Raw genomic sequence first — 12,144 nt, 5'->3', positions numbered from 1 at the left:
CAGATCCCTGAGTGGCGAGCTCAGGGATAACAAACTGGCAATATGCGCCGGATTTCATTATCAGTCTAAGATCCAGGTCGCGGTATCGTTGGTGCGACACGCCTTGCTGGCGCCGCCAACATCGACGCAGACCTGCTTATTCTTACCGCGCGGGCGCGGGCGATCGCTGCGCAGCGTCGCGTCGTAGCGGCTGCTCTCTACGCCCGCTTTCAGCGGAACATAGCCGATCAGCGGGCCGTCGGCCTGGTCGGCGATCGCCAGCCAGTGGTTTTCGACGCTGCCCAGCACCTCAAACGGCTTGCCGGTTTCAAGGTAACGTACCACTTTGCCGCCGTAGTCGGGCGTGGTCATCACCGAGGCGGCATAGAGCGCACGCCAGGTCTCATTCACCGGGGTAAATTCGGCAGGCGCGACCACCGCATGACGATGCACTAACTTAACGCCATTGACTTCGCTGGTGACCAGCGTGTCATCAGTGACCGGCGGGGGCGGCGCTTTGCAGCCCGCCAGGGTCAACGTCGCCAGCAGCATTAACGCAAGACTCTTTTTCACCATGTTCCTCGATTTCATCAGAGTAACTGCATAATACGCCGCCATCGTCATCCTGGTGACGACCTGCGCGCTGCATCATGCCTTCACAGCATCAGCTAAAAAAACAGACAAATTACATCAGGATAGTACTGCGACCAGTCTACCTAAGACTTTTGAGATTTCAAACTATTGCGCTGTCGCTAAAGTCATGCTAGCCGGGCAGGCGCGCGGCGCGCAAAAATGCCGAAAAACGTCGCTGGGCAGTTCAGTTAAACCCGTTTAACTAATGAATGACGTAACGCGATGAATTATGAAGCAGCTTATTTTGTCATGGGCCACCAGGAATAGGAAATTATTAAATTTTTTTAATTGCTTCCACTTTCTGCCACGTCGCCAGGCTCGGCTGGACGCCCGCTATTTTCAGAATATCCGGGTGAGGGGGATCGCCTTTTTTTTGTAAAGCGGCATGGCTTTTGCTTCGTACTGTCCAGACAAGGCGACTCTGAGTAAAAGGTGACCCCTATGACCGACGCGCTGGCATACCTCCAGGCATCGCGCGACAGCGACATCGCCAGCCTGCAACGGCTGCTGCACACCGGCCAGCTGATTGCGGCACTGAGCGAGCTGATCCACCAGCTGCAGCGCGAGCGCGGCGCCAGCAATATCTGGATCTGTTCGCAGGGGCGGCTGTTTAGCCAGGAGCGCCTGGCGCGCGAGGGTGAGGTAGGCGAGGCGATCCAGCGCTTTACCCGGGCGCTGCCGCCCGCGGCGGCCCATCCCGGCGACAGCCGCTTCTGCAATTTGATCGCCGCCGCGCTGCAGGCGCTGGCGGCGCTGCCGGGGCTGCGCACGCAGATGCTGGCGGGCGAGCGCGATCAGGCGCAGGCGATGCAGGCGTTCAACGAGGTGATCCGCACCCTGCTGACCCTGGTATTTGAGGCGGCGGATACCGCCAGCCATCCCGATATCTCCCGCGCGCTGATTGCGCTGTTCAGCTTTATGCAGGGCAAAGAGCTGGCAGGGCAGGAGCGCGCCACCGGATCGGCCGGCTTCGCCGCCGGCCGCTTCAGCGAAGAGCAGCGTCAGCGTATGGTGGCGCTGATCGCGGCGCAGGAGCAGAGTTTTGCCACCTTCAGCCAGTTCGCCGACGCCGACGCGCTGGCCCGCTGGCGTCCGCTGGCCTCCGCCAGCCGCGAGGTAGAGCGGCTGCGTCGCATCGCCTGCACCCTCGGCCAGGCGGAAGAGTCAGGCACCCTGCGCTGGTTCTCGCTGCTCAGCGCCCGCATCGATCAGATGAAAACGCTGGAGGATCACCTTACCGCCACGCTGATGACGCGCTGTCGCCAGGCGATTCAGACCGCGCAGAGCGAAGCCGCCCAGCCGGTCCCGGCGGCGGACCAGAGCTTTAGCCTCTATATCGCCGGCGCCGACTGGCTGCCGGAGGATCAGACCCGCCTGCACAGCGACGGGCTGGCGCATCAGCTTGGCCGCTCGGTGCTGTCGCTGGTGCGCGAGCAGGCGCAGCGTCTGCAGCGCCAGGCGGATGAGCTGGCGACCATGCGCGCCACCTTAGAGGAGCGGCGAACTATCGATCAGGCGAAGGCCTGGCTGATGCAGCAGCACGGCTACGACGAGCCGGCGGCGTGGCAGGCGCTGCGCAAAAGCGCCATGAACCAGAATAAACGCATTATTGATATCGCCCAGGCGGTACTGGCGGTGGCCGCGATAGCGCAGCCCCCCGCGCAGCCGTAAGGGGCAGCTACCTCTGCAGAGGTAGATGCACAACCGCTGTGCGCAGGCCGCGTTAACAAAGTGCATCCCTCTGGCCTGGCCGCGCCGGGAGCCGCGGCGCGGCGGGTTCATTAACCTGGCACGCTCCTTGCTGGACTTACAGGGTATTCGCACTTCTTTCGCCAACGGCGGCGAAACAGTGCTTTGGATAAAGGCGTCCATCCGCATGCGCAGGCATGTCGGTCGGACGCCTTTTTTTATTCCCTTTTTTCAGGAAGCGAGCGATGAGCCACTCCTCTTTTTCCGCCTCACGGCGCAAGTTGTTACTCGCCGGCGCCGCTGTCGGCGGCGCATATCTGCTGCCGGGGCTGCGTAACGCCGTCTGGGCCGCCGGTTCCGACGCGCCGGAGAAGGCGAGCCTGCGCGTCGGGTTTATTCCGCTGACCGACTGCGCGCCGGTGGTGATGGCGGCGGTCAAGGGCTTCGATAAAAAGTACGGCCTGACGCTGCAGCCGAGCAAAGAGGCGAGCTGGGCGGCAGTACGCGACAAGCTCACCGCCGGGGAGCTGGACGCCGCCCATGCGCTCTACGGCATGATCTACGGCCTGCAGCTGGGCGTGGCGGGGCCGCAGCACGACATGGCCAACCTGATGACCCTTAACAACAACGGCCAGGCGATTACGCTCTCCAGCCAGCTGAAAGCGCAGGGCGTCACCGACGCCGCCAGCCTGAAGCAGGCGGTCGCGGCGCAGCCAAAAGGCACCTTTAGCTTCGCCCACACCTTTCCAACCAGCACCCACGCGATGTGGCTCTACTACTGGCTCGCCGAGGCGGGCATTCATCCGTTTAACGACGTTCGCACCCTTGTCGTGCCGCCGCCGCAGATGGTGATGAATATGAAGATCGGCAATATGAGCGGCTTCTGCGTCGGCGAGCCGTGGAACCAGCGCGCCATCAGCGACAACATCGGCTTTACCGCCGCGACCTCGCAGCAGATCTGGCCCGATCACCCGGAGAAGATCCTCGCCACCCGCGCCGAGTGGGTGAAAAGCAATCCCAACAGCGCCCGCGCGCTTACCGCCGCGGTGCTGGAGGCGGCGCGCTGGATCGACGCCTCTGACGATAACCGCCGTGAAACCGCGGCGGTGCTGGCGCAGCGCGCCTGGATTAATACCAGAGTCGAGACGCTGGAAGGGCGCATGCTCGGTCAGTACCAGAACGGCCTCGGCAAAAGCTGGCAGGACGCGCATCCGATGCGCTTTTTCCGCGACGGCGCGGTGAGCTTTCCCTGGCTCTCCGACGGCATGTGGTTCCTGACGCAGCTGAAGCGCTGGGGCATGCTCAGCGCCGATCCCGACTATCTGGCGGTGGCGCGCCAGGTTAACCGCATCGATATCTACAAACAGGCGGCCAGCGCCGTCGGCAACGTTGCGCTGCCGCAAAGCGAGCTGCGCAGCAGCACCCTGATGGACGGCAAGGTATGGGACGGCACGCATCCCGCCGCTTACGCCGCCAGCTTCGCCCTGAAACGTTAAGAGAGGCAGAAATGAAAAAAGTCGCGCAGATCAGCGCCCCGGCGGCGGTCGAACCCGGCACCGTTATCACCCTGAATCTGAAACCGAAAAGCGCGGCCCGCCCGGCGCGCCTGCGTCCGCTGATGCAGCGCCTTATTCCGGCGCTGTGCGGCCTGCTGCTGATGCTGCTGGTGTGGCAGATCGCCGCGCTGTGGAGCAGCGGCTTTCCCACGCCCTACGCCACCTGGCAGGCGGCGCTGACGCTGTTCGCCGATCCCTTCTATAACGCCGGACCAAACGATCAGGGCATCGGCTGGAACGTGCTCGCCTCGCTGCAGCGCGTCGCCGTCGGCTTCGGCCTGGCGGCGCTGGTGGGCATTCCCGCTGGCTTTCTGATCGGGCGCTTTACCTTTGTGTCGCGCATGTTCAGCCCGATTATCGCGCTGCTGCGCCCGGTCAGCCCGCTCGCCTGGCTGCCTATCGGCCTGCTGCTGTTTCAGCGCGCCGAACCCGCCTCCAGCTGGACCATTTTTATCTGCTCTGTCTGGCCGATGGTAATCAACACCGCCGAAGGGGTGCAGCGCATCCCACAGGACTACCTCAACGTGGCGCGCGTGCTGCAGCTTTCCGAGTGGACGATCCTGCGCCGCATCCTGTTTCCCGCCGTGCTGCCGGCGGTGCTTACCGGCGTGCGGCTCTCTATCGGCATCGCCTGGCTGGTGATTGTCGCCGCCGAAATGCTTACCGGCGGGCTCGGCATCGGCTTCTGGATCTGGAACGAGTGGAACAACCTTAACGTCGAGAACATCCTCATCGCCATTCTGCTTATCGGCGTGGTGGGCCTGCTGCTGGAGCAGGGGCTGATGCTGCTGGCGCGCCGTTTTAGCTGGGATAAATAAGGAGTCGCTATGTCACCGATTATTCGCGTTCAGCAGGTCAGCCAGCGTTTCACCACGGCGGGCGGCGACTTTCTCGCCCTGGACAACGTCTCGTTCGATATTCACGAAGGGGAAACCCTTAGCCTGATTGGCCACTCCGGCTGCGGCAAATCGACGCTGCTCAACCTGATCGCCGGGCTGAGCGCGCCGAGCAGCGGCGTGCTGCTGTGCGACAACCGCGAAATCGCCGGGCCAGGCCCGGAACGCGCGGTGGTGTTTCAGAACCACTCGCTGCTGCCCTGGCTGACCGCCTGGCAGAACGTCGAGCTGGCGGTGCGCCAGGTCTTTAAGGGACGCATGAGCAAGGCGGAGATGGGCGAGTGGGTGGAGCACAACCTCAATCGCGTGCAGATGAGCCATGCGATGCACAAGCGTCCCGGCGAGATATCGGGCGGCATGAAGCAGCGCGTCGGCATTGCGCGCGCGCTGGCGATGAAGCCGCGCGTGCTGCTGCTCGACGAGCCGTTCGGCGCGCTCGATGCGCTGACGCGCGCCCACTTGCAGGATAGCGTGATGCGCATCCAGCAGGAGCTGAACACCACCATCGTGCTGATCACCCACGACGTCGACGAGGCGGTGCTGCTCTCCGACCGGGTGCTGATGATGACCAACGGCCCGGCGGCGAAAGTGGGCGAGATCCTCGCCGTCGATCTCCCCAGGCCGCGATCGCGGGTGGCGCTGGCGGACGACGCGCGCTATCACCAGCTACGCCAGCAGATCCTGCACTTTCTGTATGAAAAACAGACCGCAGCCTGAGGAGCGGCATATGAAGCAACGGCTGCTGGTGGTGGGCAACGGTATGGCGGGGATGCGCATGGTTGAGTGCCTGCTGCGGCTCGCCCCGGATCGCTACGCCATTACGGTGATCGGGCGTGAGCCGCACGGCAATTATAACCGCGTGCTGCTGTCGCCGGTGCTGGCGGGCGAGACATCCTTTGAAGAAACGCTGATCCACACGCCGGCGTGGTATCAGCAACAGGGCGTCACGCTGCTGGCGGGCGAAACGGTGCAGCGCGTCGACCTTGCGGCGCGGCGGCTGGAAACCGACCGCCGCGTGCTGCAGTGGGATCGGCTGGTGTTCGCCACCGGATCGCGCCCGCGGCTGCCCGCTATACCCGGCGTTGACCGGCCGCAGGTCTGTGGCTTTCGCACCAGGGCGGACGTCGACGCGCTGCTGGCCGGGAAGGGGCCGGTGGTGGTGCTGGGCGGCGGCTTCCTCGGCATTGAGGCCGCCGCCGCGCTGTGCGCCAGGGGGCGCGAGGTCACGCTGCTGCACCCTAAGCGCTGGCTGCTGGATCGCCAGCTGGATGCCCAGGCGGGCGCGCTGCTGGAGGCGCAGCTGCGTTCACGCGGGCTACGGGTAGCGCTTAACAGCGGGCTGGCGGCAGTGACGGAAAGCGGCGTACTGCTCGCCGACGGCCGTGCGCTGCCGGCCGCGCAGGTGGTGATCGCCATCGGTATTGAGCCGGAGATCGCCGTTGCGGCGGCGGCGGGCGTCCCCTGTGGGCGCGGCATCCTGGTGAATCGCCAGCTGCGTAGCGCAGTGCCCGGCGTCTACGCGCTCGGCGAGTGCTGCGAAATCGACGGCGAAACCTTCGGCCTGGCGGCGCCAGGTCAGGCGCAGGCGGCGGTGCTGGCGGCGCAGCTGGCCGGGCAGCCGGCTGCGGATTTTCACCATCAGGAAAGCGGCACCCGCCTCAAGGTCAGCGGCATTTCGCTGTTCAGCTGCGGGGATATTCGCGAGGCGGAGAGCTGCATCAGCTTCGACCCGCTCTCTGGCGACTACCGCCGTCTGTTTTTGCGCGACGGCCGCCTGACAGGGGTGCTGCTCTACGGCGACTGTCGGCAGGCCGCGCCGCTACTGGCAAAGCTGCAGGCGGGCGAACCCGCCGCGCTGCACACCCTTTTTGACACTCCACCCGAATCGCAGCCGCAGGCTGCAGGAAGCCCGATGATGAGTAAACCGGTATTAGCCGTGGTCGGTCACGGCATGGTTAGCCACTATTTCCTCGAACAGCTGGTGGCGCGCGCGCTGCACCAGCGCTATCACATCGTGGTCTACGGCGAAGAGCGGCTGCCCGCCTATGATCGCGTCCATCTCTCATCCTGGTTCGAGGGCAAAAGCGCCGCCGATCTGTCGCTGGTCGGCGAGGATTTCTTTGCGGCGCACGGCATCGAGCTGCGCAGCAGCTGTCGGGTGGTCGCCATCGATCGCCAGCAGCGCAGCCTGCGCGACAGCCGCGGCGACGAGCTGGCGTGGGATAAGCTGGTGCTCGCCACCGGCTCGCGTCCTTTTGTGCCGCCCATTCCCGGCCATGACGACGCCCGCTGCTTCGTCTACCGCACGCTGGACGATCTCGACGCCATCGCCGCCTGCGCGCGCCGCAGCCAGCGCGGGGTGGTGATCGGCGGCGGCCTGCTGGGGCTGGAGGCGGCCAATGCGCTGCGTCAGCTCGGGCTGGAGACCCATGTGGTTGAGTTCGCGCCGCGCCTGATGGGGGTACAGCTCGACGAGGGCGGCGCGCAGATGCTGCGGCGTAAAATCGAGGCGCTCGGCGTGCAGGTACATACTGCGAAGGAGACGCAAACCCTCGCGCGCGAAGCGGACGGCAGCCTGACGCTGCAGTTTGCCGACGGCGAGAGGCTCAACACCGATATGGTGCTCTTTTCGGTGGGCATTCGTCCGCGCGACGAGCTGGCACGGGAGGCGGGGCTGAGCCTGGGGGCGCGCGGCGGCATCGCTATTAACGATCGCTGCCAGACCAGCGACGAGGCGGTGTTTGCCATCGGCGAATGCGCGCTGTGGAACGGGCAGATCTTCGGCCTGGTGGCGCCCGGCTATCAGATGGCGCGGGTGCTGGCCGGGCAGCTCGCCGGCGAGGCCAGCACCTTCAGCGGCGCGGATATGAGCACGAAACTCAAGCTGCTCGGCGTTGAGGTCGCCTCGTTCGGCGACGCGCACGGCCGCACGCCGGGCAGCCAGAGCCTCTACTGGACCGACGAGCCGAAGGGGATTTACAGAAAGATCGTGGTGTGCGGCGAGGGCAAAACCCTGCTGGGGGGCGTGCTGGTGGGAGACAGCAGCGACTACAGCACGCTGCTGCAGATGATGCTTAACCAGATGGCGCTGCCCGCCGCGCCGGAGAGCCTGATCCTGCCCGCACTGGCGGCATCGCCGGGCCGGGCATCGGGCGTGGCGGCCCTGCCGGAAAGCGCGCAGGTCTGCTCCTGCCACAGCGTCAGCAAGGGCGATATCTGCGCCGCGGTGCAGGCGGGCTGCGGCGATATGGCGGCGGTGAAGCAGTGTACCCGCGCGGCCACCGGCTGCGGCGGCTGTTCGGCGCTGGTAAAGCAGGTGATGGAGCACCAGCTGGCGAATCTGGGCGTCGTGGTAAAAAAAGATATCTGCGAGCACTTCCCCTGGTCACGCCAGGAGCTTTATCACCTGATGCGCGTCGGCGAGCTGAAAAGCTGGGAGGCGCTGCTGGCGGCGCACGGGCGCGGCCACGGCTGCGAGGTGTGCAAACCGCTGGCGGCGTCGCTGCTCGCCTCCTGCTGGAACGACTACCTGCTGAAGCCGGCGCACCTGCCGCTGCAGGAGACCAACGATCGCTATTTCGCCAATATCCAGAAAGATGGCAGCTACTCGGTGGTGCCGCGCGTGGCGGGCGGTGAGATCACCCCGCAGGGGCTGATCGCCATCGGCGAGGTGGCGGCGCGCTACGATCTCTACACCAAAATTACGGGCGGCCAGCGTATCGATCTTTTCGGCGCGCGGCTCGATCAGCTGCCCGCTATCTGGGAGGCGCTGCTGGCAGCAGGCTTTGAGACCGGCCACGCCTACGGCAAATCGCTGCGCACGGTGAAGTCCTGCGTCGGCTCCAGCTGGTGCCGCTACGGCGTGCAGGATTCGACCGCCTTCGCCATCGCGCTGGAGCACCGCTACAAAGGGCTGCGCGCGCCGCACAAGATCAAAATGGCGGTGTCGGGCTGCACCCGCGAGTGCGCCGAGGCGCAGAGCAAAGATATCGGCGTTATCGCCACCGAGAAAGGCTGGAATCTCTACGTCTGCGGCAACGGCGGCATGAAGCCGCGCCACGCCGATCTCTTCGCCAGCGACCTCGACGACGAAACGCTGATCCGCTACGTCGACCGCATCCTGATGTTCTACGTGCGCACCGCCGACCGGCTGCAGCGCACCAGCGTCTGGATGGATAACCTTGAAGGGGGGCTTGACTACCTGCGCCAGGTGGTAATCGAGGATAGCCTCGACATTGCGGCGACGCTGGAGGCGGAGATGCAGCGCGTGGTCGACAGCTACCAGTGCGAATGGCGAACCACGCTGGCGGATCCCTCGCGGCGCGCGCTCTTTACCACCGCCGTTAACGGCGACGGGCCGGACGAGGCGCCGCCTTACCATCGGGTGCGCGACCAGCGTCAGCCCGCAACGCAGGCGCGCATCCCGCTGCGCGAGCTGCCCGCCGAGCCCTGGAGCGCGCTGTGCGATCTTGCGGCGGTGCCGCCGCAGGCGGGCATCGGCGCGCGTCTCGGCAGCGAGCGCATTGCGCTGTTCCGCTTCGGCGACGCCCTCTATGCGCTGGAGGATCGCGAGCCGGGCAGCGAGGTCAGCGTGCTGTCGCGCGGCATCCTCGGCGACGTGGCGGGGGAGCCGGTGGTGATCTCGCCGCTCTATAAACAGCGCGTGCGGCTGCGCGACGGGCAGAGCCTCGACGATCCACAGCAGCGGCTGCGCTGCTGGCCGGTGAAGCTGGAAGCGGGGCAGATCTGGGTGGCGAACCGGCCGCTGAACCTGATGGCGGAAGCCTCATGAAGAGCACCTGTCCCTACTGCGGCGTCGGCTGCGGCGTCAGCGTGAGCGCCAGCAGCGTCGTCACCGGCGACCCCAGCCATCCGGCCAGCCACGGTCGCCTGTGCGTGAAAGGCGCGGCGCTGGGCGACACCCTGCATGCCAGCGGGCGGCTGTTGCGGGCGCGGGTCGACGGCGAACCGGTGGCGCTGGAGAGGGCGCTGGAGAGTGCCGCCGCGCGACTGCGCGCCATTATTGACCGGCACGGCCCGGAGGCGGTGGCGATCTACGCCTCCGGCCAGCTGCTCACCGAGGACTATTACGTCGCCAATAAGCTGATGAAGGGATATATCGGCGCGGCCAATATCGATACCAATTCGCGGCTCTGCATGGCCTCGGCGGTGGTGGGCTACAAGCGCGCCTTTGGCGCCGACGCGGTGCCCTGCTGCTATGCCGATTTCGCCGAGGCGGATCTGGTAGTGCTGGTGGGGTCCAACGCCGCCTGGACGCATCCGGTGGCTTATCAGCAGCTGGTGCAGGCGAAGCAGCAGCGCCCGGCGATGCGGGTGGTGGTGATCGATCCGCGCCGCACCGCGAGCACCGATCTGGCGGATCTGCATCTGCCGCTGCGGCCGGGCAGCGACGGCGCGCTGTACGCTGGCCTGCTCAACTGGCTGGCGCAGCATAGCGGCATCGACAGCAGCATGCTGCCCCACCTGAACGGCGTAGAGGAGACGCTGGCGGCGGCGCAGCCCTGGACGCTGGCGCGCACGGCGGCGGCCTGCGAGCTGGATAGCGATCTGCTGACGCAGTTCTACCAGCTCTTTAGCGGCAGCGATCGCGTACTGACGCTCTGGTGCATGGGCATTAACCAGTCGGTCGCCGGCAGCGACCATAATAACGCCATTCTTAACGTCCATCTGCTGAGCGGCAAGCTGGGCCGCGCGGGCTGCGGCCCCTTTTCGCTGACCGGGCAGCCTAACGCCATGGGCGGACGCGAAGTGGGCGGACTGGCGAACCAGCTGGCGGCGCATATGGGCTTCAGCGACGCCGAGTGCGACCGGCTGCAGCGCTTCTGGCGCAGCCCGACGGTGGCGCGGCGGCCCGGCCTTACCGCCGTGGCGCTGTTCGAGGCGGTGGCGCGCGGCGAGGTAAAGGCGGTGTGGATCCTCGGCACCAATCCGGCGGCGTCAATGCCGGAAGGCAACCGCGTGGCGCAGGCGCTGGCGAGCTGTCCGCTGGTGATCGTCTCCGACGTGATGGCGCAGACCGACACCACGGCGTTCGCCGATATTCTGCTGCCCGCGCTCGGCTGGGGCGAAAAAAACGGCACCGTTACCAACTCCGAGCGGCGCATCTCGCGCCAGCGCGCCTTTGTGCCGCCGCCCGGCGAGGCGAAGCCAGACTGGTGGCTGCTGGCGCAGGTGGCGCAGCGGCTCGGCTTTGGCGACGCCTTCGCCTGGCAGCATCCGGCGGAGATTTTTCGCGAGCACGCTGCGCTCTCCGGCTTTGAAAACCAGGGCCAGCGCGCTTTCGACATCAGCGCCCTGGCGCAGCTCAGCGATGAGAGCTGGGATCGGCTGAAGCCGGTACAGTGGCCGGTCAACGCGCGCTTTCCCCACGGCTGTGCCCGGCTGTTTGGCGATCGCCGCTTTTTCCATGCCGACGGCAAGGCGCGGCTGCTGCCCTGCGCCGCGCCGCTGGCGCTGGCGGCTGACGAAGCCTGTCCGCTGCTGATGAACAGCGGACGCATCCGCGATCAGTGGCACACCATGACGCGCACTGGCGCGGTGCCGCGTCTGATGCAGCATATCGACGAGCCCTATATCGCGCTGCATCCGGTGACGGCGCAGCGCTGGGGCCTCGCCGACGGCGACCTGGCGCGGGTGCAGTCGATGCGCGGCTGGATGGTGGCGCGGGTGCGGATCGACAGCGGCATGCGGCCTGACGAGCTGTTTGCGCCGATGCACTGGAACCGCCAGTTCGCCCTGCAGAGCAGCGTCGGCGCGCTGGTGACGGCCCGCTGCTGTCCCGCGTCGGGCCAGCCGGCGCTGAAGCAGACGGCGGTGCGTCTCCAGCCGCTGCGCACCGACTGGCAGGGCTGGCTGTGGCAGCGCGATATCCACCCACCTGCCGGGCTGCGCTACTGGGCACGCGCGCCGCAGGCAGGCGCGCAGCGGCTGACGCTGGCGGGCGATGGTGCCGCCAGCGACTGGGCGCAGGCGCAGCTGGCGACGCAGAACATGCAGCTGCAGCAGGCGACGGGTGCTGCGGGTGAGTACCGGCTGCTGGCGTGGCGCGAAGGCGAGCTGCAGCTGGCGTTCTACGCCGCGCCGCGTCTGCCGACGCTTGACCAGGGGCTGATTAGCGCTGCTTTCTGCGCGCCGCCCGCCGACGCCGCCGGACGCTTTGCGCTGCTGGCGGGCTGCAGCGCACAGGGCAACGACGCGGGGCGCATCATCTGCAGCTGTTTCGGCGTCGGCGAAACGGCGATCCGCCGGGCGATAGAGGAGGGCAGCGACTCGCCTGCGGCGCTGGGGGCCGCGCTGAAGTGCGGCACCAACTGCGGCTCCTGCATTCCTGAACTTAAACAACTGCTACTCACGCCTGCAACGGCGTAACG

At 66.4% G+C, this 12,144-nt stretch carries 7 protein-coding genes; 6 read left to right on the top strand and 1 reads right to left on the bottom strand.

What is annotated here, in order from left to right; all coding sequences use genetic code 11:
* Nucleotides 1-60 precede the first annotated feature (60 nt).
* Nucleotides 61-555, bottom strand: a complete 495-nt coding sequence (locus LB453_RS13545) for an SH3 domain-containing protein (protein WP_199187370.1) — start codon at nt 553-555, stop codon at nt 61-63.
* A gap of 498 nt (nt 556-1,053) precedes the next feature.
* Between LB453_RS13545 and LB453_RS13540 the strand changes: the two genes are divergently transcribed.
* The 6 genes from LB453_RS13540 to LB453_RS13515 all read left to right on the top strand — a co-directional run bounded on the left by LB453_RS13540 (nt 1,054) and on the right by LB453_RS13515 (nt 12,142).
* Nucleotides 1,054-2,283: a nitrate regulatory protein gene (locus LB453_RS13540; protein WP_224481439.1), complete on the top strand. Its 1,230-nt coding sequence runs from the start codon at nt 1,054-1,056 to the stop codon at nt 2,281-2,283.
* 263 nt (nt 2,284-2,546) lie between these two features.
* A complete protein-coding gene (locus tag LB453_RS13535) occupies nt 2,547-3,797 on the top strand; it encodes a CmpA/NrtA family ABC transporter substrate-binding protein (protein WP_103797533.1) in 1,251 nt (416 codons plus the stop codon).
* Between the two features lie 11 nt (nt 3,798-3,808).
* Nucleotides 3,809-4,675 carry a nitrate ABC transporter permease gene (gene ntrB / locus LB453_RS13530; protein ID WP_103797534.1) on the top strand — a complete coding sequence of 289 codons (867 nt, stop codon included), beginning with the start codon at nt 3,809-3,811 and terminating at the stop codon, nt 4,673-4,675.
* 9 nt (nt 4,676-4,684) lie between these two features.
* Entirely contained in the window at nt 4,685-5,470 is a 786-nt protein-coding gene (locus LB453_RS13525) for an ABC transporter ATP-binding protein (RefSeq protein WP_103797535.1), read from the top strand.
* Between the two features lie 10 nt (nt 5,471-5,480).
* Nucleotides 5,481-9,545, top strand: a complete 4,065-nt coding sequence (gene nirB, locus LB453_RS13520) for a nitrite reductase large subunit NirB (RefSeq protein WP_103797536.1) — start codon at nt 5,481-5,483, stop codon at nt 9,543-9,545.
* A complete protein-coding gene (locus LB453_RS13515; RefSeq protein WP_224481438.1) occupies nt 9,542-12,142 on the top strand; it encodes a nitrate reductase in 2,601 nt (866 codons plus the stop codon). Before nirB ends, LB453_RS13515 begins: the two co-directional genes overlap by 4 nt.
* The last annotated feature ends 2 nt before the right edge of the window (nt 12,143-12,144 follow it).

Origin of the sequence: Pantoea agglomerans, assembly GCF_020149765.1 — a bacterium.
Taxonomy (GTDB): Bacteria; Pseudomonadota; Gammaproteobacteria; order Enterobacterales; family Enterobacteriaceae; genus Pantoea; species Pantoea alvi.
Note: the sequence above shows the minus strand (reverse complement) of the source record. Positions and strands in the feature narration are given on the sequence as shown.

Coding starts and splice junctions, on each gene's coding strand:
- LB453_RS13545 (WP_199187370.1), bottom strand. CDS start 555: ATGGTGAAAAAGAGTCTTGCGTTAATGCTGCTGGCGACGTTGACCCTG.
- LB453_RS13540 (WP_224481439.1), top strand. CDS start 1,054: ATGACCGACGCGCTGGCATACCTCCAGGCATCGCGCGACAGCGACATC.
- LB453_RS13535 (WP_103797533.1), top strand. CDS start 2,547: ATGAGCCACTCCTCTTTTTCCGCCTCACGGCGCAAGTTGTTACTCGCC.
- ntrB (WP_103797534.1), top strand. CDS start 3,809: ATGAAAAAAGTCGCGCAGATCAGCGCCCCGGCGGCGGTCGAACCCGGC.
- LB453_RS13525 (WP_103797535.1), top strand. CDS start 4,685: ATGTCACCGATTATTCGCGTTCAGCAGGTCAGCCAGCGTTTCACCACG.
- nirB (WP_103797536.1), top strand. CDS start 5,481: ATGAAGCAACGGCTGCTGGTGGTGGGCAACGGTATGGCGGGGATGCGC.
- LB453_RS13515 (WP_224481438.1), top strand. CDS start 9,542: ATGAAGAGCACCTGTCCCTACTGCGGCGTCGGCTGCGGCGTCAGCGTG.